The sequence below is a fragment of the Microbispora oryzae genome, from assembly GCF_017896165.1.
GTDB lineage: Bacteria > Actinomycetota > Actinomycetes > Streptosporangiales > Streptosporangiaceae > Microbispora > Microbispora oryzae.
The window spans coordinates 129,765-153,615 of record NZ_JAFCNB010000003.1; the positions used below are offsets into that span (position 1 = coordinate 129,765).

The 23,851-nt window shown below is 71.4% G+C and carries 22 protein-coding genes and 1 pseudogene; 17 read left to right on the forward strand and 6 right to left on the reverse strand.

Annotation, left to right across the window (positions count from 1 at the left end; translation table 11 throughout):
• Positions 1–3: 3 nt before the first annotated feature.
• The 3 genes from sufU to JOL79_RS07165 all read left to right on the forward strand — a co-directional run bounded on the left by sufU (position 4) and on the right by JOL79_RS07165 (position 3,025).
• Positions 4–441: a Fe-S cluster assembly sulfur transfer protein SufU gene (sufU, locus tag JOL79_RS07155; RefSeq protein WP_210154885.1), complete on the forward strand. Its 438-nt coding sequence runs from the start codon at positions 4–6 to the stop codon at positions 439–441.
• A 76-nt stretch (positions 442–517) separates the two neighbouring features.
• Positions 518–895: a metal-sulfur cluster assembly factor gene (locus JOL79_RS07160; RefSeq protein ID WP_307848370.1), complete on the forward strand. Its 378-nt coding sequence runs from the start codon at positions 518–520 to the stop codon at positions 893–895.
• A gap of 522 nt (positions 896–1,417) precedes the next feature.
• The gene (locus JOL79_RS07165; protein WP_307848371.1) at positions 1,418–3,025 is read left to right on the forward strand and encodes a DEAD/DEAH box helicase; all 1,608 of its coding nucleotides are present in this window, start codon (positions 1,418–1,420) and stop codon (positions 3,023–3,025) included.
• A gap of 73 nt (positions 3,026–3,098) precedes the next feature.
• On the opposite strand, the gene JOL79_RS07170 is transcribed toward JOL79_RS07165, so the two are convergent.
• From JOL79_RS07170 to JOL79_RS07180, 3 genes are all read right to left on the reverse strand, one after another.
• Positions 3,099–4,058: a carbohydrate ABC transporter permease gene (locus tag JOL79_RS07170; protein ID WP_210154887.1), complete on the reverse strand. Its 960-nt coding sequence runs from the start codon at positions 4,056–4,058 to the stop codon at positions 3,099–3,101.
• Positions 4,058–4,972 (reverse strand): carbohydrate ABC transporter permease, encoded by a 915-nt coding sequence (locus JOL79_RS07175; protein WP_210154888.1) that lies wholly within the window; start codon positions 4,970–4,972, stop codon positions 4,058–4,060. Before JOL79_RS07175 ends, JOL79_RS07170 begins: the two co-directional genes overlap by 1 nt.
• 176 nt (positions 4,973–5,148) lie before the next feature.
• Positions 5,149–6,405 (reverse strand): extracellular solute-binding protein, encoded by a 1,257-nt coding sequence (locus JOL79_RS07180; protein WP_210154889.1) that lies wholly within the window; start codon positions 6,403–6,405, stop codon positions 5,149–5,151.
• 455 nt (positions 6,406–6,860) lie between these two features.
• Between JOL79_RS07180 and JOL79_RS07185 the strand changes: the two genes are divergently transcribed.
• Both JOL79_RS07185 and hisG read left to right on the forward strand, forming a co-directional pair.
• On the forward strand, positions 6,861–7,124 hold the full coding sequence (locus JOL79_RS07185; RefSeq protein WP_210154890.1) for a phosphoribosyl-ATP diphosphatase: 264 nt from the start codon (positions 6,861–6,863) through the stop codon (positions 7,122–7,124).
• 65 nt (positions 7,125–7,189) lie between these two features.
• A complete protein-coding gene (hisG, locus tag JOL79_RS07190) occupies positions 7,190–8,035 on the forward strand; it encodes an ATP phosphoribosyltransferase (protein WP_210154891.1) in 846 nt (281 codons plus the stop codon).
• On the opposite strand, the gene JOL79_RS07195 is transcribed toward hisG, so the two are convergent.
• The gene (locus tag JOL79_RS07195; RefSeq protein WP_210154892.1) at positions 8,007–8,969 is read right to left on the reverse strand and encodes a DUF72 domain-containing protein; all 963 of its coding nucleotides are present in this window, start codon (positions 8,967–8,969) and stop codon (positions 8,007–8,009) included. The genes hisG and JOL79_RS07195 overlap by 29 nt on opposite strands.
• A 134-nt stretch (positions 8,970–9,103) precedes the next feature.
• On the opposite strand from JOL79_RS07195, the gene JOL79_RS07200 reads away from it, so the two are divergent.
• The 4 genes from JOL79_RS07200 (at position 9,104) to JOL79_RS07215 (ending at position 12,619) form a co-directional block, all read left to right on the forward strand.
• Entirely contained in the window at positions 9,104–9,988 is an 885-nt protein-coding gene (locus JOL79_RS07200; protein WP_210154893.1) for an ABC transporter ATP-binding protein, read from the forward strand.
• A gap of 2 nt (positions 9,989–9,990) precedes the next feature.
• Complete coding sequence (locus tag JOL79_RS07205; protein WP_210154894.1) at positions 9,991–10,728, forward strand: ABC transporter permease; 738 nt, start codon at positions 9,991–9,993, stop codon at positions 10,726–10,728.
• A 117-nt stretch (positions 10,729–10,845) separates the two neighbouring features.
• Entirely contained in the window at positions 10,846–11,994 is a 1,149-nt protein-coding gene (locus JOL79_RS07210) for a sensor histidine kinase (RefSeq protein ID WP_210154895.1), read from the forward strand.
• A 19-nt stretch (positions 11,995–12,013) separates the two neighbouring features.
• Entirely contained in the window at positions 12,014–12,619 is a 606-nt protein-coding gene (locus JOL79_RS07215) for a response regulator transcription factor (RefSeq protein ID WP_210154896.1), read from the forward strand.
• 30 nt (positions 12,620–12,649) lie between these two features.
• Here JOL79_RS07215 and JOL79_RS07220 read toward each other — a convergent pair whose 3' ends face one another.
• A complete protein-coding gene (locus JOL79_RS07220) occupies positions 12,650–13,930 on the reverse strand; it encodes an EAL domain-containing protein (RefSeq protein WP_307848373.1) in 1,281 nt (426 codons plus the stop codon).
• Positions 13,931–14,048: 118 nt separating this feature from the next.
• Between JOL79_RS07220 and JOL79_RS07225 the strand changes: the two genes are divergently transcribed.
• The 5 genes and pseudogenes from JOL79_RS07225 to JOL79_RS07245 all read left to right on the forward strand — a co-directional run bounded on the left by JOL79_RS07225 (position 14,049) and on the right by JOL79_RS07245 (position 19,857).
• On the forward strand, positions 14,049–14,861 hold the full coding sequence (locus tag JOL79_RS07225) for an acVLRF1 family peptidyl-tRNA hydrolase (protein ID WP_210154897.1): 813 nt from the start codon (positions 14,049–14,051) through the stop codon (positions 14,859–14,861).
• Between the two features lie 153 nt (positions 14,862–15,014).
• Positions 15,015–16,613 (forward strand): ABC-F family ATP-binding cassette domain-containing protein, encoded by a 1,599-nt coding sequence (locus JOL79_RS07230; protein WP_210154898.1) that lies wholly within the window; start codon positions 15,015–15,017, stop codon positions 16,611–16,613.
• A gap of 115 nt (positions 16,614–16,728) precedes the next feature.
• Positions 16,729–16,944, forward strand: coding sequence for a helix-turn-helix domain-containing protein (locus JOL79_RS07235; RefSeq protein ID WP_030904785.1), 216 nt, complete (start codon positions 16,729–16,731; stop codon positions 16,942–16,944).
• Positions 16,945–17,140: 196 nt separating this feature from the next.
• Positions 17,141–17,882, forward strand: a pseudogene (locus tag JOL79_RS07240) (enoyl-CoA hydratase/isomerase family protein).
• A 55-nt stretch (positions 17,883–17,937) separates the two neighbouring features.
• Positions 17,938–19,857 (forward strand): ABC transporter ATP-binding protein, encoded by a 1,920-nt coding sequence (locus JOL79_RS07245; RefSeq protein ID WP_210154899.1) that lies wholly within the window; start codon positions 17,938–17,940, stop codon positions 19,855–19,857.
• Here JOL79_RS07245 and JOL79_RS07250 read toward each other — a convergent pair.
• Positions 19,835–20,713, reverse strand: coding sequence for a sulfotransferase family protein (locus tag JOL79_RS07250; protein WP_210154900.1), 879 nt, complete (start codon positions 20,711–20,713; stop codon positions 19,835–19,837). The genes JOL79_RS07245 and JOL79_RS07250 overlap by 23 nt on opposite strands.
• Before the next feature lie 121 nt (positions 20,714–20,834).
• On the opposite strand from JOL79_RS07250, the gene JOL79_RS07255 reads away from it, so the two are divergent.
• The 3 genes from JOL79_RS07255 (at position 20,835) to JOL79_RS07265 (ending at position 23,752) form a co-directional block, all read left to right on the forward strand.
• Positions 20,835–21,740, forward strand: a complete 906-nt coding sequence (locus JOL79_RS07255) for a S66 peptidase family protein (RefSeq protein WP_307848376.1) — start codon at positions 20,835–20,837, stop codon at positions 21,738–21,740.
• A gap of 45 nt (positions 21,741–21,785) precedes the next feature.
• A complete protein-coding gene (locus tag JOL79_RS07260) occupies positions 21,786–22,742 on the forward strand; it encodes a hypothetical protein (protein ID WP_230984401.1) in 957 nt (318 codons plus the stop codon).
• A gap of 77 nt (positions 22,743–22,819) precedes the next feature.
• On the forward strand, positions 22,820–23,752 hold the full coding sequence (locus tag JOL79_RS07265; protein ID WP_210154901.1) for an aminoglycoside phosphotransferase family protein: 933 nt from the start codon (positions 22,820–22,822) through the stop codon (positions 23,750–23,752).
• Positions 23,753–23,851 lie beyond the last annotated feature (99 nt).

Here is a 23,851-nt window from a genome sequence, read left to right on the forward strand (position 1 = left end):
GTCATGATCGCGGAATCGATGTACCAGGAGCTGATCCTGGAGCACTACAAGCATCCTCAGGGACGGGGCCTGCGCGAGCCGTTCGACGCCGAGGTGCACCACGTCAACCCGACCTGCGGCGACGAGGTCACCATGCGGGTGAAGCTGGCCGACGGCGGCAAGGTGCTCGACGTCTCCTACGACGGGCAGGGGTGCTCCATCAGTCAGGCGGCGGCGTCGGTGCTCCACGAGCTCACGACGGGCTCGACCGTCGAGGAGACGCTCTCCGTGGTCGACGAGTTCACCCGGCTGATGCAGGGCCGCGGCCAGGTGGAGCCGGACGAGGACGTGCTCGGCGACGCGGTGGCGTTCGCCGGGGTGGCCAAGTTCCCCGCCCGGGTCAAGTGCGCGCTTCTGGCCTGGATGGCCTACAAGGACGCCGTGATCAGGAGTCAGGGATGACCGGCGGTCCCCGCCGTGTTGGAGGATGCGGGGCCGCCCCGACGGCGGGCGGGCCGCGACGCGAGGAGAGGACGACGTGAGCAAGCCGACGGAGACACCGACCGCGACGACCGTCCCGGCGTACGACGGTGAGACCGCCGTCGACGACGTGCTGGAGGCGCTGAGGGACGTCGTCGACCCCGAGCTGGGCATCAACGTCGTCGATCTCGGCCTGGTCTACGGCGTCAACCTCGATCCCGCCGCCGAGGGCGAGCGCCCGATCGCGACGATCGACATGACGCTGACGAGCGCCGCGTGCCCGCTGACCGACGTGATCGAGGACCAGGCCAACTCGGCGCTGGCCGACCTGGTGTCCAATGTGGTCATCAACTGGGTCTGGCTGCCGCCGTGGGGGCCCGACAAGATCACCGACGAGGGCCGCGACCAGCTGCGGATGCTCGGGTTCAACGTCTGACGAGGTCAGCCGAGGCCACCGAGTTCCGGCGCCGTCCGATGAGCGGCCGGCCCGGGTTCGCGCGCCGTCCCCCGGCGCCCTTTTCTCCCGTTTCTTCCATCCCCGGCCGCGCGGTCCGGGTCCCGGTCTTCGGGTCCCGGTCTGGGGCGCCCGGCGCCGGAGGTCCGGCGCGGCCGGGCGATGCCGTAGAGTGGACCTTCGCTTCACTGTGCGACGCGGTGCAGGCATCTGTGGGACGGCCCCGGCGACGGACCGGTGGCCGCCACGTCTGCGGGATGCCGGCGTCGTCTGATCATCGCGGTGCGGTCCTTCCCGTGGGCACGAGTGCCTCACGGACGGAGCGCCTCATGGGCAGTGCGCCACACAAGTAGGGCTCCTCACAACGGGGCGCCTCATGGAAAGGGCGCGGAGCACCGCCAGGACGCGGCCCCACGAGCGACTCCCGCTCATCGCGTCCCTGTGCGCGGCCGACCGGCCGCGCCGTTACCGGCTCGTCCTTTCGCAGAAGTGACGTGCCCTGGCGTGTCTCGACACGTCATCTTCGACGAAAGGCACGATTTCGTGACCATGCTCGACCTCCGTGCGAACACGGAGATCGCGGACGAATTCGCTCTGCTCGGACTGCCCAAGCCGCTCGTGGCCGGGCTGGCCAGGCAGGGAATCACCGCGCCGTTCCCCATCCAGCGGGCCGCCATCCCCGACGTCCTCGCCGGAAACGACGTCCTCGGACGGGGCCAGACCGGGTCAGGCAAGACCCTCGCGTTCGGCCTTCCCACGATGACCCGCATCGCGGGGGAGAAGGCGTCGCCCAAGCGTCCCCTCGCTCTCATCCTCGTGCCCACCCGCGAGCTGGCCCTCCAGGTCTCCGACACGATCGAGCCCCTGGGCCGGGGGCTCGGCCTCCGTACCCGGACCGTCGTCGGCGGCATGCCGATGGGACGGCAGATCGAGTCCCTGCGCCGAGGCGTGGAGATCGTCGTCGCGACCCCCGGCCGGCTGACCGACCTCATCGAGCAGGGCGAGTGCGCGCTCGACGACGTCCGGGTGACCGTGCTCGACGAGGCCGACCACATGTGCGACCTCGGCTTCCTGCCCGTCGTCACCGCCCTGCTGGCTAGGACTCCCGCCGACGGCCAGCGGCTGCTGTTCTCCGCCACCCTCGACGGCGACGTCGACAAGCTGGTGAAGCGTTTCCTCACCGACCCGGTCGTCCACTCGCTCGACCCGGCCACCTCATCCGTGGAGACGATGGAGCACCACGTGCTCCAGGTCCAGCGTGAGGAGAAGCCCGACGTCACGGCCGAGATCGCCAACCGGGAGGGACGGACGATCCTGTTCGTCCGCACCCAGCACGGGGTCGACCGCGTCGTGAAGCAGCTGGCGCGGGTCGGCGTGCGCGCCGGGGGCCTGCACGGAGGGAAGCGGCAGAACCAGCGCACCCGGATCCTCGCCGAGTTCCGCGAGGGCGCGATCAACGTGCTGGTCTGCACCGACGTGGCGGCGCGCGGCATCCACGTGGACGACGTCAGTCTCGTCCTGCACGTGGACCCGCCGGCCGACCACAAGAGCTACCTGCACAGGGGCGGCCGTACCGCCCGGGCGGGGGAGCGTGGCACCGTGCTGACCCTGGTGCTGCCGAGCGAGCGCCGCGCGACGGAGACGATGATGCGCCGCGCGGGCGTCACGGCGACCCGGCACCACGTGGAACCAGGCGAGCCGGTCCTCGCCGAGCTCGCGGGGGCCCGGCGGCCCAGCGGCGAGCCCGTGGCGGTCTGGGAGCCCGCGGCGCGCCAGCGGCAGCGACCCGAGCGGCCCCAGCGGGGCGACAGGCCGCGCGGGGAGCGCCGTCCGCGTCGCTTCGAGGACGGTCACCGCGACGGCGGCCGCGCGGCTTCCCGTGAGGGGTACCGCGAGGGCGGTCGTGAGATCTCCCGTGACGGCGGTCGTGACGGCGGTCGTGACGGCGGTCGTGACGGCGGCCGTGCGGTCGACCCGGAGTCCCGCCGGAAGCGGCCGGAGCACGCCGAGCGGTCGCGCGGGGGATCCGGCGGCCCCGCAGGGCGCGGCGGCAGGGAACTCGGTGGCCGGGGGTTCGGCGGCCGCGGGCGGGGCCGGGTCACCGGCCGCTGAACCGGCGCACACGAGAACGTCCCGGAGGGCCGCGATCATCACGATCGCGGCCCTTCGGCCGTCCCGGGGCGGATCAGCCCTTCAGGCCGCTGAGCACGATCCCTCGGGTGAAATGGCGCTGAAAGAGGAGGAAGAAGGCGATCGAGGGCAGGGAGGCGAGCAGCCCTCCCGCCAGGATGACGCCCTCGTTCTGCACCCCCGGGAAGTACGAGTTGAGCCGGGCCAGGGCGACCGGGACGTTCGCCATCTCGTCGCTCTGCACGATGATCAGCGGCCAGAGGAAGTTGTTCCACTCCGCGAGCACGATGAAGATCGACATCGCGGCGAGGGCCGGGCGGAGCAGCGGCATCACGATGCGCCACCAGATGCGCCACTCTCCGGCTCCGTCGACCCGGGCGGCCTGGATCAGCTCGTCGGGGATCGAGTGCAGGAACTGCACGAGGAAGAACAGCACGAACGCCTTGGCGAGCGCCGGGATGACGTATCCCTGGTAGGTGTCGAGCCAGCCCAGGTTACGCATGATCACATAGTTGGGGACCAGTGTGGTCTGCCAGGGCACCATCATGGACGCGACGATCACCAGGAAGATCGCCCGCCGGCCGGGGACCCGGTGCTTGGTGATCACGTATGCCGCCAGTGAGGCGATCAGCAGCGACCCCACGGTGATCGCGACGGTGACCACCAGGCTGTTGAACATGAACCGGCCGAAGCCGAACTCGACCTCGAACCGCTGGAAGAGACCCTGCTGGTGACCCAGATTGACCCGTTCGGGGGAGTATCCGGAGTCGTAGAGGTTGGTCAGCGTGGGATGCTCGGGCACGAACGACGGCGGCTGCCGGGCCAGCTCGGAGACCGGCTTGAAGACGCTGATGACCATCCAGTAGAACGGCGCGATCATCGTCAGCGCCAGCAGGTAGAACGGCAGGCGCAGCAGGTGCCCGCGCCAGGTGGTGCGCGGGCGGGCGCCGGACGAGCGCCGCGGCGCCGCCGGGGCGGCCGTGATCGGCGGCGTGGTCGTGGGGGCGGCGGCCATCACAGCTCCTTCAGGGCGCGGCCGATGCGGAGGTTGACCATGCTGATCGCGAAGATGATCAGGAAGAGCACCCAGGCGATCGCGGAGGCGTAGCCGAGCCGGAAGTGGGTGAAGCCCTGGTCGTACAGGTACGGAACGATCATCAGGGCGGAGTCGAGGACGCCGCCGATGTTGTTGGTGCCGCGGAACACGATGTAGACGGCCTCGAAGATCTGGAAGGCCCCGATGAGCCCCGTGACGACGACGTACGTGGTGACCGGGCGCAGCAGCGGCAGAGTGATCCGGCGGAACCGCTGCCAGTCGGTGGCGCCGTCGATGCGGGCGGCCTCGTAGTACTCCTCCGGGATCGTGTTGAGCCCGGAGACGTAGAGGACCATCCCGTAGCCCATGCCGCCCCAGACCGACATGAGCACGAGGATCGGGATCGTCAGCCCGGGCGTGGCCAGCCACTCGACGGCGGTGCCGCCGAACCAGCTGATCGCCGTGTTGGCCAGGCCGTAGTCGCCGGGATTGAAGATCCACTTCCACAGCAGCATGAGCGCGATCGTGGAGGTGACCGACGGCAGGAAGAAGATCGTGCGCATGATGCGGTGCGGCCAGCTGGAGCCGTTGAACGCCAGCGCCAGGCCGAGCGACAGCAGCGTGCCCAGCCCGACGGACGCCACGACGTAGATGAACGTGTTGCCCAGGGCGTGCCGGAACCTGTCGTCGTCGAACAGCAGGCTCCGGAAGTTCTCCAGGCCGGTGAAGCGCGGGACGGTCACCCCGTCGAACGAGGTGAAGCTGAGATAGAGGGAGTTGGCCAGCGGCCAGATCAGGAATCCGGCGAAAAGGCCGAGGAACGGGAGCAGCATCAGGTAGGACGTGCCGTGGCGGCGCCATCGGGATCGTGGCGAGGCGGCGTGCGGTGCCATGTCGTCTCCATCGGGGAGCGGGTCGTCCCCGGCCCGCGCGCTACGCAGGACCGGGGACACTCCTGGACATTCCGGGGTGTACCCGGAGGGTGCGCCTGGCCGGCGCGGGTGGCGCGCCGGCCAGGCGAGGGAGCGGTGCCGCATGCCGGTGAGGTCAGGTGTCACCGGGCGGGCGGTCACTGTGCGTTACGCCCCATGATCTTGGCGGCCTCGCTCAGCGCGGTCTTCATGTCCGCCTTGCCGAGGATGGCCGACTGGAGCTGCTTGGCGACATCGCCCGCGCTCTCGTCCCAGCCCGGGCAGCCGGGCGCCGCCGCGCCCGTGCTGATGATGTCTCCGAACACCGCCGACTGCTCCGGCGGGAACGGCGCGTCGCCGATCTTGTCGGGCCTGGGCGGGAGGTAGGAGACGTTGCGGGCCTTGGACTCGGCGTTGATCGCGTCGATGGCCTCGTCCGTGTAGAGGAACCTCACGAAGTCGCCCGCCTGCTGCACGTGCTTGCTGTAGGACGTCACCCCGACCGCCCGGCCTCCGATGAACGTGGTCGGGCCGGCGGGTCCGGCGGGCAGCGGCGCCATGGCCCACTTGCCCTTCAGCTTCGGCTTGGAGGTGTCGAGGACCTTGGCGTTCCAGTTGCCGCCGTAGACCATCGCGATGCCGGTCTCGAGCGCGTCCGGCGTCGCGACGGTGTCCGTCGGCGCCCCTCCCTTGCGGTAGAGGTCGATCCAGTACGACAGCGCCCGCTGGGCCTGTGGGGTGTCGAGCGAGGGCTTGCAGTCCGGCGTGTAGAAGCTGCCGCCGGCCTGATAGAGGAAGTTGAAGTAGCCGATCCAGTCGAGGTTGCCCCAGTCGATGCTGAGCGGCCGCTTCACGCCGGCGGCCTTGAGCTTCGCGATGTCGGCGGTCAGCTCGTCCCAGGTCTTGGGCGGGCCGTCGAGGCCGGCCTTCTTGAGCAGGTCCTTGCGGTAGTAGAGGGCCTCGGTCGACATGTCGAGCGGGATCCCGTAGACGGTGCCGTCGGGCGAGACGGCCGACTTCCACTGGGCGGGCTGTGCCTGCGTCTTGAGCTGTTCGATCCCGAACGAGCGCAGGTCGATCATGCCGCCGCGCAGTCCGAACTGGATCGTCCAGGTCATGCCGCCCGAGATGAGGTCGGGCCCGCTGCGGCTGCTCGACGCGGCCAGCATCTTGGCGTACGCGTCGTCCCAGCTCAGGGTCTGCACCTTGATGGTGACCCCGGGGTGTGACCGAGCGTAGAGGTCGGCGGCCTTCTGGAAGGCCGCGGTCTCGTCGTCGCCGCCGGTCGACCACCAGACGAGGTTCGCGGGGGCGTTCGCGTCCGCCTGCTTGGTCGGCCCGGTGCCGCTCGTGGCGCAACCCGCGCCCAGGGCGGCGAGCAGGGCGGCACAGGCCGCCGCCGTCGTACGTCGCATGGACATCTCCGATCTTGACGGAAAGCGTTGATCGATGGTGTGCCGGCGCCCTCCGGGATCGGTCCTGCCGCGAGTTTCATCTCTGGCGCGGCCGTACCTTTCGCGCGCCGAATTTGTGCAGATCTCAGCACTAAACCGGATCAGTTGCAAGAGGTGAGGAAATTGGGGATAGACGTGCGCTTCGCCCGGCTCACCGCTGATTTCGCAGCTCGCGGCGCGGGCCGGAACCCCCTTAACCGGGACAGCCGCCCGTCTTGGCGGCGGCCGGCGGCGGGCCCGCGGGGCGGGAGCGGCTACTCCTCGCCGGCGGCCGTCGCACGCCCTCGCCCGTTGACATTCCCCTTTACGTGCCGCGATCACCCGTCCGCCTGATGAGACGTCGCGGGGTCACTAACCTGTAACACGGCCGGGGCGGATACCCTGGTCGGGCACGTCCGACGATCCCGAGAGAGACGATGAAGACCTTCGAAGAGCTGTACGCCGAGCTGGAGGAGAAGGCGCGCACCCGGCCCGCGGGGTCCGGCACCGTCGCCGCACTGGACGCCGGCGTCCATGCCATCGGCAAGAAGGTCGTGGAGGAGGCCGCCGAGGCCTGGATGGCGGCCGAACACGAGTCGACCGAGCGGGCCGCGGAGGAGATCTCCCAGCTGCTCTATCACGTCCAGGTCCTCATGCTGGCGCGCGGCGTCGGTCTGGACGAGGTCTACAAGCATCTGTAGCCGCGGGCTTCCCGCGGCCGCCCCGTGCCATCGACCTCGCCCACTCCTGGAGGGTTTCCCGCATCATGTTGCGTCTCGCGGTACCGAACAAGGGCGCGCTCACCGACGCCGCCCAGACCATCCTGAAAGAGGCCGGATACCGGCAGCGCAAGGACAGCAAGGAGCTCGTGGTCGTCGACCCCGACAACGACTGCGAGCTGTTCTTCCTGCGTCCGCGCGACATCGCCGTCTACGTCGGCGAGGGCACGCTCGACGCCGGCATCACCGGTCGTGACATGCTCTTCGACTCCGGCGCCCCGGCCGAGGAAGTCGTGCCGCTCGGGTTCGGCCAGTCCACGTTCCGGTTCGCCTCCACGCCCGGCGCCTTCTCCGGCGTCGCCGACCTCACCGGGCTGCGCATCGCCACCTCGTACGCCGGGCTGCTCGGCAAGCACCTCGCCGACCAGGGCGTCGACGCCCGCGTCATCAAGCTCGACGGCGCCGTGGAGACCGCGATCCGGCTCGGCGTCGCCGACGCCGTGGCCGACGTGGTCGAGACCGGGACCACCCTGCGCAACGTCGGGCTCGAAGTCTTCGGTGAGCCGATCGCGCGCTCCGAGGCCGTGCTCATCAAGCGGGCCGGCGCGCCCGAGTCGAACGGCTTCAACCAGCTCATCCGCCGTCTCCAGGGCGTCCTGGTGGCCCGTGACTACGTCATGATCGACTACGACATCCGGGCCGAGCGCATCGACGAGGCGATCGCGATCACGCCGGGCATGGAGGGACCGACCGTCTCCCCGCTGCACCGCGAGGGCTGGGTGGCCGTGCGGGCGATGGTCCCGCGCAAGGGCCACCAGCAGGTGATGGACCGCCTCTGGGAGATCGAGGCCAAGGCCATCCTCGTCACCGCGATCTTCGCCTGCCGCCTCTGACGTCGCCGCCGTCCACGACGCCCGGGGCGACGGCCCCGGGCGTCGCCTTCTCCGGTCCGGTGAGGTCCGCGAGGACCCCGGCGAGCTGCCGCGCGTTCGTCTGGGCGTAGTCGCGGTAGCAGTTGTTCATGAGCACGTGCGTGCGGGACGCCAGCTCGGCCAGCTCGGCCAGCCGGGGCGCCCAGTCCCGAAGCTCCTCCTCCGAGTAGCGATAACCGAAGCGCTCGTGGATGTCGTGGCTGGTCCACCTGTCGCTGTGGCCGTGGAACCGCACCACCTCCAGGTCGGCGGTCGCCGCCAGGACCGGGGGCACCGAGTCGGGGTACCCCTGCGGCATGTCCACGCACACGTACGGGATCGCGTACGAGCGCAGGAAGTCGAGGGTTTCGGCCCGGTTGTCCTCCGTCATCCAGGTGCGGTTGCGGAACTCCACCGAGATCGGCAGGGGCGCGCACCGGGCCTTGCACTCCAGGATGTACCGCTTGTTGCGTCCGCCGATGGGGAACCAGCGGGGGAACTGGAACAGCACCGCCCCCAGCCTGCCCGCCTCCCGGAGCGGCAGCAGCGCGGCGACGAAGCGCTCCCACACCTGGTCCACGACGGCGGCGTCCATGTGGTGCGCGTACAGGTTCCCCGTCGGGCGGCCGGCCGGCCGCAGCTCCGCCGGCAGCGCGGCCGGGCGGGTCGGATGGCCGGTGAGCAGTGAGAACGCCTTGACGTCGAAGACGAACCCGGCGGGCGTCCGCTCCGCCCACAGCCGGGCTGTGTGCTCCGCCGGCAGGGCGTAGTAGGTCGCGTCGACCTCGACCAGCGGGAAGCGGGCCGCGTAGTGCCGCAGGCGCTCCTCCGGCGTGGTGACGTCCGGCGGGTACCAGCCCGACGCCAGCAGCGTCCGATCCGTCCACGAGGCCGTGCCCACCAGGATCCTGCCCATCTCTCCACGGTAGGCAGGGGCGCCGACGCGGCGAGGCGCGGGCCGCGGGGGCCGCTAAGCCTGACAAATGTCACGGTGAAGGCCGGAGTCGTACCACTAATGATCTACCTTTGCATGACCGTACCGTCTTTCCCATGAACGCAATCGCCTTCACCGCCGTCAGCAAGAGCTATGGCGGCGTGCTCGCGGTCGACGGGCTCGATCTGGAGGTCCCGGCCGGCAGCACGGTCGCGCTGCTGGGCCCGAACGGGGCGGGGAAGTCCACGTCGATCAACATGCTGCTCGGCCTGCTGAAGCCGACCAGTGGTGACATCAGGGTCTTCGGCGCCACCCCCCACGAGGCGGTGGCGCGCGGCGAGGTCGGGGCGATGCTGCAGGAGGGCACGCTGATCCCCGAGCTGACCGTCGCGGAGACGGTCGACTTCATCCGCAGGCTCTACCCCGAGCCGCTGCCCCTGGCCGAGATCCTCCGGCTCGCGGACCTCACCGACCTGGCCGGGCGGCGGGCCGACCGGCTGTCGGGCGGGCAGACACAGCGGGTCCGCTTCGCCCTCGCCATCGCCGGCGCGCCCCGCCTGCTGCTCCTCGACGAGCCGACCGCGGCCATGGACGTCGAGTCGCGCCGGGCCTTCTGGGACAACATGCGGTCCTACGCCTCGCAGGGCAGGACCATCCTGTTCGCCACCCACTACCTGGAGGAGGCGGACGAGAACTCCGACCGGGTGGTCGTCGTCGCCCGCGGCCGGGTGGTGGCCGACGGCACGGCCGCCGAGATCAAGGCGAGTGTGGCGGGCCACGCCGTGAGCTTCCGGCTGGGCGGCCAGTCGATGGCCGGGCTCGACGCGCTGCCCGGCGCCACCGGGGTCGAGGTCCAGGGCGGCCGGGTCACACTGCGGACGAGCGACCCGGACGCCACGATCGAGGCGCTCTACCGCAAGACGACCCTCGACGTACGCGATCTCCAGGTCCACGGGGCCGATCTGGAGGACGCCTTCATCGCTCTCACCAAGGAGATCTGACCGTGCCGCACTACCTCAAGGTCGAGCTGCTCCGCATGGCGCGCAACAAGCGTTACGTGATCTTCGTGGTGGCCTTCCCCGTCGCCTTCTACCTGCTCTACTCCAACCTCTGGGGCTCCCAGGTCGACAGCACGACGGGGGTGCGGGCCAGCGTCATCCTGATGGTCTCGATGGGCGCGTACGGCGCGCTCGCCGCGTCGATGATGTCCACGGCCGTCCCGTGGTCGCAGGAGCGGCACAGTGGCTGGCTGCGGCAGCTGCAGATCACCCCGTTGCCGAGGTGGTCGATCATCGTCGTCAAGCTCGTCGCGTCGCTGCTCCTGGTGCTGCCGGCGCTGCTGCTCGTCGGGCTGGCCGCCGTGCTGACCCAGCACGTGTCGCTCACCGCCGGCGAGTGGGTCGCGCTCATCCTCACGATGTGGGCCGGCACGATCCCGTTCGCGGCGCTCGGGCTCACCATCGGATCGCTGCTGCCTCCGGACACCGCGCAGCCGGTCGCCATGATCGGCATGTTCGGCCTGGCCCTGCTGGGCGGCCTGTGGTTCCCCGTCGAGATCATGCCGTCGGCCATGCGGTCCATCGCCCAGGTCCTGCCCTCGTACGACTACGCCAACGTCGGCTGGCGGATCGTGGCCGGTCAGGCACCGCGAGCCGGTGAGGTCGCCGGGCTGCTCGCCTGGACCGCCGGGCTCGGGGCGCTGGCCCTGATCGCCTACCGGCGGGCGACCGTGCGCGACTAGAGACGACCGGACGAGGGTGACCTACCATCACCTTGGATCCCCTTGGATCACTTTGGAACACCGCCCCGCCGGGACGCCCCGCGCGCCCCGGCGGCGGCATCACGGGGAGGGAGCGCGATGAGCCGGCTGACCGACGTTTTCACCTTCGGCGGAGTGGACGAGAGACCCTCGCGGGGACGGCGTCTCATCGGCATGTCTGTGGGCCTGGTCTACCTGTTCTATCCCCTCGCGGACATCGCCACGGGCAAGGTGCCCGCCGGTCAGGTCGGCTGGCAGATCGCGGCGGTGGTGGGCTTCATCGTGTCCTACTCGGCGACGGCCCTCAGCCCGCGCGACAACGGCACCTGGAGCCGCTGGACGCTTCCCCTGCTGAGCCTCACCACCCTGATGGCGGTCGTCTACCCGCTCCTGTTCGGCGGCGGCTGGCTCGCGCTGCCGATCTACCTGACCGTCATCTCCGCCATGTCCCTGAAGCCCAGGGGCGCGCTCGTCATGATGGGCGCCATGGTCGTCGTGGTCCTGGTCGAGGGCCACATCGTCCATGCCGACGTCGCGACCCTCGGCATACTGGTCCTCGAGATCGTGACGCTCGGCGTGCTGTTCATCAGCGTCCGCAACACCCGGGTGCTGGTTCTGAAGCTCCGGATGGCGCAGCGGGAGATCGCCGGGCTCGCGGCCACCGAGGAGCGCCTGCGGATCGCCCGCGACCTGCACGACCTGCTCGGGCACAGCCTCTCGCTGATCGTGCTGAAGAGCGAGCTCGCCGGTCGCATGGCCGAGAACGACCCCGGCCGGGCCGCCCAGGAGGTCGCCGACATCGAGTCGGTCGCCCGGCAGGCGCTGGTCGAGGTGCGGGAGGCCGTCACGGGCTACCGCAGGCGCTGCATGTCGGACGAGATCGACGGGGCCAGGGCGGCGCTCGACGCCGCAGGGGTGTCGCTGACCGTGCGGACCAAGGGCACCCCGCTGCCGGACGCGCTCGACGGACTGTTCGGCTGGGCCGTACGGGAGGCCGTCACCAACGTCCTCCGGCACGCGCGGGCCACGAAGTGCGAGATCAACCTCTCGTACGGCAGGGAGGGCGCCGTGCTGGAGGTGGCGGACAACGGCAGTCCCGGGCCGTACCAGCCGGGCAACGGACTCGGCGGGCTCAGCGAGCGGGTGGCCGCGGCGGGAGGGTCGGTGGAGGCGGAACCGGCGTCCGCGGGGTTCCGCCTGCGCGTGCGGATCCCCAGGCCGGTCGTGGAAGTGCCGGCGGCCATCTGACCAGCGGTAGGTTGTGCGCGTGATCAGGGTGATGCTGGCCGAGGACCAGAGCATGATCAGAGGGGCGCTGGCCTCCCTGCTGGGGCTGGAGCCCGACATCGAGGTCGTGGGCGAGGCGTCCACCGGAGACGAGGCCGTCACGGTCGCGGCCGAGGTCAGGCCGGACATCGCGCTGCTCGACATCGAGATGCCCGGAACGGACGGCATCACGGCGGCCGGGAAGATCCGCAGCCGCGTCCCCGAGTGCCAGGTGATGATCCTGACCACCTTCGGGCGGCCGGGCTATCTGCGCAGGGCCATGGAGGCGGGGGCCGCGGCCTTCCTGGTGAAGGACAGCCCCGCCCGGGAGCTGGCCGCCGCCATCAGGCGGGTGCTGGCCGGAGAACGGGTCATCGACCCCGGGCTCGCCGCCGCGGCGCTCAGCGCCGGCCCCAATCCGCTCTCCCCACGCGAACGGCAGGTGCTCGAGGCCGCCGCCGACGGCTCGACCATCGTCGACATCGCCGGTCGCCTGCACCTGTCGGAGGGCACCGTGCGCAACTACCTGTCCTCGTCGATCCAGAAGACGGGCGCCCGCAACCGCATCGAGGCGGTGCAGAAGGCGCAGGCCCAGGGCTGGCTGTGAGAGCCCCCGAGGGCACTCCGAGGGCCCCGCTCAGCGGGACTGGCGCGCGTCCGCGACGTGCCTGATCAGGTCGCTCACCCGCACCACGCCCATGCAGCGGCCCACCTCGTCGACCACCACGATGTCGTCGTACACCCGGGCGTTGTCCCGGCCCGCCACCTGCATGGCCGCTATCGCGGGCGTCGTCTTGGGCACCACCTTGGGCTGGTCCGCCAGCCGCCGCGCCGGTTTCCTGGCGTGCAGCGCGTGGCCGTACGCGCCGGCCATGAACAGCAGGAAGCGGCTGCGGTCCACGCTGCCCTGCGGGCGCTGGTACTCGTCGACCAGGATGACGCTGGTGATCGAGGGCTCGGCGCTCAGCGCGGCGACCACGTCCTCGGCCGGCGAGTCGGCGGGCAGCGTCACCGCGGGCAGCAGGAACTCCTGCACGCGGGGTCCGAGCATGGCGCCGGCCGGGGTGGTCTCGGGCACCGGCAGGGGCACGTGGACCCGGCCGTGGCCCTGGGAGGGACGCCAGTCGAGCGGCGCGAGCAGCGGGCCCTGGGCCAGCCGGATTCCCCAGCTCCGCACGGCGCCCAGCTGCGCCTCGTCGTGCAGCCCCGGCGCCAGGACGTGCGCGCCGATGCCGCGGGCCAGCCGTACCAGCGACTCGACCACCGCCCCCCGGCGCGGGTCGCGCGGCACGCGCGCGAGCAGGTCACCGGAGAGCACGATCACGTACGGCGACGCGTCGGCGAGCATGTCGAGCGGCAGGTGCGCGGTCCCCAGGCCGCCGAAGGCGATGAGATAGCCGGCCGCCCGCAGGCCGTCGACGCCGGCCAGCAAGGGCCGCCGGTCGGCGGGGGAGACGTCGCCCTCGATCACGAGGATCATCTCGCGGGGGCGGCGGTTGCACACCCGCAGCGCCTCGTGCAGCGGCGCGAGGCCGGCCGAACCGCGGACGACCGCCGCGGCGGGGATCGGCAGAATCAGCGGCAGCAGGGCCTCCTCGCGGGTCGCCGCGACGACGCCGTTGACCGTCCCGGCCGGTCCCGGCTCGCCGGAGCCGGCATCGGCGATCACCTCGACGGCCACCACGCCTCCGGTGTCGAGGTCGACGACCGGGAGGAAGAGGGGGCCCGAGGGGGCGCCCGGCGATCCCTGCGGGGTGCGGCCGGGACTCCGGGGACCGGTGTCCGGGGCCTGTCCCGGGAAGGCCGGGGCCTGCGGGACGAATCCCGCGACGGGGTAGTGGCCGGGCGGGGGGCCGTCCGGAGCGGCCGTGGCGAGCGGCGTGGTAAACGGTACCGCCGAGGAGGAGGAGACCGACACGAATGAATTCTGAGCCTAATGAGTCCATGGATCGGTCAATAAGACACGGAATTCACCTACATTTCCCCATGAGTTGTGTGTGGTCCCAGAGATTGTCTGACAGGTAGTCTGAGCTGCCATGACAGCACGGCCGGCGGCGGGCGGGGGCAGATGGGTCACGGTGGCCCCGGAACGGCTCGCGACATGGATCGCGCGTTTCTCGGAACGGCACGGGCCCGTCACCGCGGTCGCCGGCGTCCCGGTCGCCGGAGCGGACGGATGGGAGGCCGTGCGCCTGGAAGGGGCGGACGGAGCGCTGGCCGAGTGCCGGGTGCCGTTCCCGCCGCTCCGCCTCCCGGCCGCCCGGGTGAACGGCGCCGATCGGCTGGGCGAAGCCGCTCTGGTGGACGGCGCCGATGGCGTGGACGGCCGGGTGGCGGCGCTGCTCGCCCACGCGTCCCGGGAGCGGACGGTCGGGGTGCTGCTCGTACGGCTCGGCGGTCACGCGGCCGGCGTGTTCACCGGGGAACGCCTGGTCGTGTCGAAGGTCGGGTCCCGGCAGGTGCACGGGCGCAGCGCGGCGGGCGGCTGGTCGCAGCAGCGGTTCGCCCGGCGCAGGGACAACCAGGCGGCGCAGGCGCTGCGCGCGGCGGCCGAGGTCGCCCTCCGGGTGCTGGGCCCACGGGAGGCCGACCTCGACGCGGTGGTGCTCGGCGGGGACAGGCGGGCGGTCGACGAACTGCGGGAGGACCGGCGCCTGGCGCCGATCCTCGCCCTGGAGACCGGGCCGTTCCTGACCGTCCCCGACCCCGGGTTCGCCGTCCTGCGGGGGACGCCCTCGATGTTCCGCGCCGTCCGGATCCGCGTCGTGGATCCCGTCATGAATCCTGTCGTGGAGCCCGGTGCCGTGGACCCCGGAGTCGTGGATCCCGCCCGGGACGGCGCGGCGTAGGGACCGCCTGGGCCGCCGCGGGAGCGTGGCGACGTCCTTGTCGCCTCGCTCGCGTCCGGTACGGGGATTAGGATGGCGCACATGTCCACTCCCGACTGATCGGTCCCTGCGCCGAGTCCCCGCCGTCTCCTCACGGGAGTGTCTTCTCTCATCATGATCACCGCTACTGACATCGAACTGCGCGCGGGCTCCCGGCTGCTCATCGAGGGCGCCACATTCCGCGTCAACCCCGGCGACAAGATCGGCCTCGTCGGCCGGAACGGCGCGGGGAAGACCACGCTGACGAAGGTCCTGGCCGGGGAGGGCATCCCGGCGGCCGGCGGCGTGACGATCGCCGGCAGCGTCGGCTATCTCCCGCAGGATCCGCGCACCGGCGACCTCTCCGTGCTCGCCCGCGACCGCATCCTGTCGGCCCGGGGGCTGGACGAGGTCCTGCGCGACCTGCGGGCGGCCGAGGTGGGCATGGCCTCCGACGACCAGCGGGTGCGCGACCGGGCCGTCCGGGCGTACGGACGCCTGGAAGACCGTCTCCACGTGCTGGGCGGCTACGCGGCGGAGTCGGAGGCGGCGTCCATCGCGTCGAGCCTCGGCCTGGCGGACCGGGTCATCGGACAGCCGCTGGAGACCCTCTCGGGCGGCCAGCGCAGACGGGTCGAGCTGGCCAGGATTCTCTTCAGCGGGGCCGAGACTCTCCTGCTTGACGAGCCGACAAACCACCTCGATGCAGACTCAATCGGCTGGCTTCGTGATTTTTTGCGCTCACACCAGGGCGGCTTGGTGATCATCAGCCACGACGTCAACCTTCTTGAAGCGACGGTAAACCGGGTCCTGCACCTCGACGCGAACCGGTGCGTGATCGACACCTACAACGTCGGCTGGAAGGCCTACCTGGCGCAGCGGGAGACCGACGAGAAGCGCAGGAAGCGGGAGCGGGCCAACGCCGAGCGTCAGGCGTCCGCGCTGCTGTCGCAGGCCGACCGCATGCGGGCCAAGGCCACCAAGGCCAAGGCCGCGCAGGACATGGAGCGCCGGGCCAAGCGCCTGCTGGGCGGGCTGGAGGGTGAGCGCCGCAGCGACCGGGTCGCCAAGCTGCGCTTCCCCGATCCGGCCCCCTGCGGCAGGACGCCGCTCACCGCGCACGGCCTGTCCAAGTCGTACGGCTCGCTCGAGGTGTTCACCGACGTCGACGCGGCCGTCGACAGGGGCTCGCGGATCGTGATCCTCGGCCTGAACGGCGCGGGGAAGACCACCCTGCTGCGGCTGCTCGGCGGCATCGAGACGCCCGACACGGGGGAGGTCAGGGCCGGCCACGGGCTGAAGCTCGGCTACTACGCGCAGGAGCACGAGACCCTCGACGCCGGGCGCACCGTGCTGGAGAACATGCGCTCGGCCGGACCCGATCTGGCCGACGTCGACCTGCGCAAGGTCCTCGGCTCGTTCCTCTTCTCCGGCGACGACGTGGACAAGCCCGCGGGCGTCCTGTCCGGCGGCGAGAAGACCCGCCTCGCCCTCGCGACGCTGGTGCTGTCGAGCGCCAACGTGCTGCTCCTCGACGAGCCCACCAACAACCTCGATCCGGCCTCCAGAGACCAGGTGCTGTCGGCCCTCGGCTCCTACACGGGGGCGATTGTGCTGGTCACACACGATGAGGGTGCCGTAGAGGCCCTCCGGCCGGATAGGGTGATTCTGTTGCCAGACGGAGTAGAAGACGCATGGAGCGACGAATTTTCCGATCTTGTGGCACTCGCCTGATCTTAATTTGAGCGGGTAGGGATCTTTTCCCGCGGAGTAGGTAGCCGATCCCGTCGAAATGACTGATCATGGGCTGAAGTAACGCTGCGGAAGTCTGGCACTACAGGAGGTACTCGTGGCCGAGACTCTCAAGAAGGGCACCCGGGTGACCGGGGCCGACCGCGAAAAGCTGGCCAGTGATCTCAAGAAGCGCTATTCCGCGGGTGAGAGTATCCGCGCTCTGGCTGCTTCTACCGGCCGGTCATACGGGTTCATCCACCGCATCCTGAGCGAGTCCGGAGTGACTCTGCGTGGGCGTGGCGGGGCGACCCGCGGCAAGTCCAAGCGCTAGGAATCCGCCTCACGACGCGTGACCGCAGCCGCTCGTTCCCGCTGGAGGAGTGGTCGCGACCCGGATGCCAGAACGATGTTCGGTAGGCTCGGGCCCGACCGCGGACGAGAGGAGCGCGGCCCCTGGCACGGGCGGTGCGCCGCACCGGACCGGCCGTGCGAGGCCATCGGCTCCGACGAGGGCAGGAACGACAGGCATGGCGGAAACGGCACAAGGGGGGAACGGGGAGCACGTCGCAGCGGCGGGTGACCCGTACACGGAGACGATCTCGGCGGCCGCGCCGGCCGAGGTCGGAGTGCGCTTCGAGGTGGACGGCGAGATCGCGACGATAACTCTTGACCGGCCGGGCAGACACAACGCTCAGACGTTGGCGACCTGGTCGGCACTGGCCCGGATCGGGGAGGACCTCCCGGACCAGGTGCGCGTCGTCGTGGTCCGAGGCGAGGGGCCGTCCTTCTCAGCCGGCGGTCGCCGCCCTCGACGACGGGGCGCTCGAACGGCGTGTCGCCGAGTTCCAGCAGGGCTTCCTGTGGCTGCGCAGGCCAGACATCGTGTCGATCGCGGCCGTCCAGGGCCACGCGATCGGCGCGGGATTCCAACTGGCGCTCGCCTGCGACCTTCGGGTGGTCGCGGACGACGTGATGTTCTGCATGAAGGAGCCCGCTCTGGGCCTGGTGCCCGACCTGACGGGGACCAAGCCGCTGGTCGACATCGTCGGCGTCTCCCGTGCCATCGAGCTGTGCCTGACGGCGCGGACGGTGGGCGCGGCGGAGGCCGTGCGCGATCTCGCGTCGGCGCTGCTGGCGACCGACCGGGCCGCGGCGACGGCGACCAAGAGACTCCTGCAGGGCGCGCCCGGCCGGACTCTGGCGGAGCAGGCCGCCGCCGAACGGGCCGAACAGGTGGTACGGATCCGGGCGCTGTTCGCCCGGAGCTGAGGGAGGAATCGGAGACCTCCTGCCGATGCTGGACCGGTGGGAGGATATGCGGGTTATGGCAAATATGGGCGGGGGTTACGGCCCCCAGATGATGCGGTCGTTACGGCGTGACAGCTCCGTCACCAAGGAGAGGCTGGCGCCGGGCACCGTGCGGCGCATCGCCCGCTACGCCGGTCCCTTCCGGCGCCAGATCGTGGGATTCCTCGCGCTCGTCGTCGTCGACGCCGCCATCGTGATCGCCAATCCGCTGCTGATCAGGTCGATCATCAACGACGGCATCATGCCGAGGCGGAGCGACGTCGTCCTGGGGCTGGCGCTGGCGATCGCCGGGCTGTCCCTGGTCGACGCCCTGTTCGGACTGCTCCAGCGCTGGTACTCCGCCCGAATCGGCGAGGGCCTGATCTACAACCTCCGCACCGAGGTGTTCGACCACGTCCAGCGCATGCCGGTGGCGTTCTTCATGCGGGCGCAGACGGGCGCGCTCGTCTCCCGGCTCAACACCGACGTGATCGGGGCGCAGCGCGCCCTCACGAGCACCCTGTCGTCCGTGGTCTCCAACGTGGTGAGCCTGGTCATGGTGCTCGTCGCCATGCTCGTCCTGTCGTGGCAGATCACCCTCGTGGCGCTGGTCCTGCTGCCGGTCTTCATCCTCCCGGCCAAGTGGGTGGGGCGCCGCATGTCGGCGATCACGCGGGAGCAGATGCAGCTCGACGCCGAGATGAGCTCGGTCATGACCGAGCGGTTCAACGTGGCGGGCGCCATGGTCGCCAAGCTGTACGGCAGGCCCGACGAGGAGGCGCACCACTTCGGTGAGCGCGCCGGGCGGGTGCGCGACGTCGGCGTGACAGTGGCGATGTACGGCGCGGTCTTCCGGATCGCGCTCGGCCTGGTCGCCGCGCTGGCGACCGCGCTCGTCTACGGGTTCGGCGGCGAGCTCGCCGTCTCCGGGGCGTTCGCCCTCGGCACCCTGGTCGCGCTCTCGTCGCTGCTGCTGCGCCTGTACGGCCCGCTGACCAGCCTCTCCAACGTCCACGTGGACGTGATGACGGCGCTGGTCAGCTTCGACCGGGTCTTCGAGGTGCTCGATCTCAAGCCGATGGTGGCCGAGCGGCCCGGCGCCGAGCCCATCCCCGACGGGCCGGTGACCGTCGAGTTCGACGCCGTGCGGTTCCGCTACCCGGCGGCGTCGGACGTCTCGCTGGCGTCCCTCGAATCGGTGGCACGCCCGGACACCGGGCCCTCGCAGGAGGTTCTCAAGGAGGTGTCGTTCGTGGCCCGCCCCGGGGAGATGGTGGCGCTGGTCGGCCACTCCGGCGCGGGCAAGACCACGATCACCTCCCTGGCCTCCCGGCTGTACGACGTCGACGAGGGAGCGGTCAGGATCAACGGCCTCGACGTGCGCGACGCCACCCTAGACAGCATCAGGGACACCGTCGGCGTGGTCACCCAGGACGCCCACCTGTTCCACGACACGATCGGCAGCAACCTCAGGTACGCCAGGCCCGAGGCCACCGACGAGGAGATCTGGGACGCCCTGCGCGCCGCCCAGATCGCCGACCTCGTCAAGAACCTCCCCGAAGAGCTGGAGACGGTCGTCGGCGACCGCGGCTACCGCCTGTCCGGCGGCGAGAAGCAGCGGATGGCGCTGGCCCGGCTGCTGCTCAAGGCGCCCAGGGTCGTCGTGCTGGACGAGGCCACCGCCCACCTCGACTCGGAGTCCGAGGCCGCGGTGCAGCAGGCCCTGAAGACCGCCCTGCGCGGACGGACCTCCCTGGTGATCGCCCACCGGCTGTCGACCATCCGCGAGGCCGACAAGATCCTTGTGGTCGAGGACGGCCGGGTGGTGGAGACCGGCCGCCACGAGGACCTGCTGAACCTGGGCGGGGCCTACGCCGAGCTCTACCGGACCCAGTTCAGCGACGGCTCGTCGCCGGCCGCCCCGGCCGCCCAGGTCAGCGGTAGCCCAGGCGACTGAGCTCGTCGCGGCCCACCCGCGCGACGAGGTCGGCGTCGGCGGCCGACAGCCGCTTGCGCCAGCCGCCGGGCTTCGACGCCGCCGTGCCGTACAGGGCGATGGTGGACACCCTGGTCTCCAGGAAGTCCGACACCGCGCCGATGGCGTCGCCCGGAGAGGTCAGCACGTCCTCGTACCGGAGGGTGAGGAGCTGCTCGGGGGGCAGCTCATGGCGCAACGCCGCGCTGAGCCGGACCGCGCCGCGCCACCGCAGGGCGCACTTGCCCGCGGCCGGCATCGCGTTCCACCGCTCCCGGTGCTCGGCGGCCCGCACCCCGAGGAACGGGTTGGGGAACTCGGCGTCCTCGCTCAGCATGTGGGGCTTGAACCACCGCATGCAGGCCGGGTCGGCCAGCATGTCGGCCACCACGTCCCGGCCGTCCCTGATGATCTGGATCAGCCGGGCGTCGGGGAAGGCCTGCAGCAGGATCGGAGCGCTGTAGAGCAGGTCGGGGCTGGCGTCGCCGAACCGGGACAGCGTGCCCGGGCCCACGCACGGCCCCGAGCCGACGATGCCGCCCGCCTCCCGGCAGACCGCGGCGCACTCGGCGCAGGCCCCGGGGACGATCTGCCACGCCTCCGCCAGGACGTCCCGCAGGACGCTCGGCGCCCCGCCGCTGCGGGCGATGGAGGGCCGCCGCGCGAACGCGTACACGACCCGGGCGACCGACGCGCGTCCCATGGTCATGTGAAGGCCGGGCGAGCGCTTGAGGGCACGGCCGAGGAGGTCCGCGCCGGAATGCGGGGCGCCGATCACGAAGACCGGCCGGCGGACCTTGACACCGTTGACCACGAGTATGTGCGTCGGAGGTCGCATAGGTACGGCTAAGTCTGACACCCTTTGGGGGGTGAGTGAGCGCATCCCGGGCGGGGCGGGCGATGACGCCTCCGTAACGTTCCCAGGCGGGCCGCCGGCGGCGGGCCCCCACACGCCACGCGTGCCGCGACGGCTGCGGCCCGGCGACCGGGTCGCGCTGGTCGCGCCATCGGGCCCGGTCGATCCCGAACGGCTGGAGCGCGGCGTGGCCGTCCTCGGCGATCTGGGCCTGGAGGTGGTGCTCGGCTCCGCCGTACTGGCCGGAGAAGGCTACCTCGCGGGACCGGACGCCGCCCGCGCCGCCGACCTGCAGGAGGCGTGGTGCGACCCCTCGGTGGCCGCGGTCCTGTGCGTCCGGGGCGGATACGGCGCCACGCGGCTGCTCGGGCTGCTCGACTGGGACGCGATGGCCCGCGCCGAGCCGAAGGTCCTGCTCGGCTCCAGCGACATCACCGCGCTGCACCGCTCCTTCGCCACCCGGCTCGGCGTGGCCACCCTCTTCGGCCCGATGCCGGCGTCCGCGACGATCAGCGACCCCGAGGGCCCGGAGCCGGTCACGTTCACCCATCTGCGCGCGGCGCTGTTCGAAGGAGGCACGCCCGGTTCGGTCACCGGCGACGCCGTCCTCGTGCCCGGCCGGGCGGAGGGCCCCGTCACGGGGGGTAACCTGTCCCTGCTCGCCGCCCTCTGCGGCACGCCCGACGCCCTGCGCGGGGAGGGGCGGATCGTGCTGCTCGAGGACATCGACGAGGCGCCGTACCGGATCGACCGGATGGTGACGCAGCTGCTGCAGGCGGGGTGTCTCGACGGCGTCCGGGGCCTGGTCCTGGGATCCTGGGTGAACTGCGGCGACCCTCTGCCGGTGCTCGCGGAGCGGCTGACGCCGCTGGGCGTGCCGATCATCGCCGGTCTCCCGATCGGACACGGATCACCACAGTTCTGTGTGTGGATGGAGGCTGTTGGTGTGATTGATGCGAAATCGTGTTCTCTGTCGGGCATGTTCCGCAACCCTGACGAGGCACCCTGAAACGCGGCCCCGGAACGGACCGGGCGGCGGTGGAGGGATGGTGCATTGGGACTCTTGCGGCGACTGCTCGGCCGGACGAGGTCGGACCATCCCGCAGCCAGAACCGTCGAAGACGTCGATCTCGACTCCCTTCTCGCCCTGGTCGCCGAGACCATGGGCTACACCTGCGTGTTCACGGCGGACGGCGGGTCGCTGACGCTGCGGGCGCCGTCCGGCGAGGAGCGTGAGCCGGGGAGCCGGCGGCCCGGGGAGCCCGATCCGGGTCTCGACCGCGTGGTCAACCTGGTGGGCCTGCGGCGGGAGGCCGGTCGGCGCAGCCGCGAGGACTGGCCCATGCTCGTGTCCGAGCACCTCGCCCACGCCGTGTCCGGGGAGCCGTTCGACGCCTGCAACCTCACGCCGATCCGGCCCCTCCTGCGCACCCGGGTCCACGCCGCGGACGACCCCGGCATTCCCGACCCCTCGCGCATCATCGGCCGGCACCTGAGCGCCGACCTCATCGAGGTGCTCACGATCGGCGCCCGGCCGGTGCGGCCGGAGGAGGCCTTCTGCTGGCCGATCCCTCCGGGTGAGGCGCTCGACATGGCCGTCGGCAACGCGCTGACCGACGAGCGCCCGACGGTGACCGGGCTCGATCTGGGCGGCACGGGGGTCTCGCTGCTCACGGCCCCCAGCGCGGCCGCCCACCTGCGCCGCCTGCCAGAACTCGTCACGGTGCCCGATGACGGCATGCTGGCCGCGCTGCCGCATCGCGGTCTGGTCGCGCTGCATCCCGTCGCCGGCATCGGCGTGGTCAGGGCCATCGAGCGGCTGCGGATGTTCGCCCAGCGCGAGTGGACGGCCAGGGCGGACGGGCTGAGCCCCCACGTCTACTGGTGGCACCGTGACCGGCTGACCCGCATCCAGGCCGATCTGGTCGACCACGACGGGCAGACCCGGCTCGTCGTCGCCCCGCCGCCCGAGTTCGCCCGCCTCCTCGCCCGGATCGCCGAGCAGTTCTAGCCGGTTCCGGTCCGCACCGGCACCGTCTCCTTCGTGCCACGCGATCGGAGCGGGGGCCCGGGAAGGAGGCGTTCACCGTGCAGGAGCCGATCCGCATCGACGTCCCCGAAGCGCTGGCCGCCTCGCACAGCAAGTACGGCGGTGCGTCCGGCCGAGCCTGGATCGCCGAGCTGCCCCGGCTCGCCGCGGGGTTCCTGGATCGCTGGGAGCTGCGATTGGACGGGCCGGGACGGCACGGCATGGTATCGCTCGTGCTGCCGGTGACCCGCGCGGACGGCGTCCCGGCCGCGCTGAAGCTCCAGCCGGTCAGCGACGAGAACGTCACCGAGCCGATCGGGCTGCGCGCATGGGACGGCGACGGAGTGGTTCGCCTGCTCCGCCACGACCCGGAGAGCGGCACCATGCTCCTGGAGCGGCTGGACGCGACCCGGCCCCTGTCGGCGGTGGCCGACGACACCGCCGCCTTGCGGATCCTGGCCGGCCTGCTGGAGCGGCTGGTCGCGGTGCCCGCGCCGAAGGGCCTTCGCCGCCTGGCCGACATCGCCGCCGCCATGCTCGGCCGGGTGCCGCGGGCCGTCCCCGCACTGGCAGACCCGGCCGAGAGACGGCTGGTGCGGACCTGCGCGTCCGCCGTGGCCGAACTGATCGGCGAGCCCGGTGACCGCCTGCTGCACTGGGACCTGCACTACGACAACGTCCTCGCCGGACGGCGAGAGCCCTGGCTGGCCATCGACCCCAAACCACTCGCCGGCGACCCCGGCTTCGAGCTGCTGCCCGCACTGGACAACCGGTGGGAGGAGGTGACGGCGACCGGTGACGTGCCCCGCGCGGTACTCCGCCGCTTCGACCTGCTGACCGAAGCCCTCGGCCTCGACCGGCGACGGGCGACCGGCTGGACGCTCGGCCGCGTGCTGCAGAACGCGTTGTGGGACATCAAGGACGGCGAGACCGCGCTGGAGCCGGCCCAGGTCGCCATCGCCACCACCCTGCTGCGCTATCGGGCCCCCTGACCTGACGGGCCGCCGTACCCGTCCCTCACGGCGAACGGGACGATCGGCGGGAAAACGTCGCCGGGCGAAACCGGTCGCTTTTTCCGGGGCGGCGTCAGG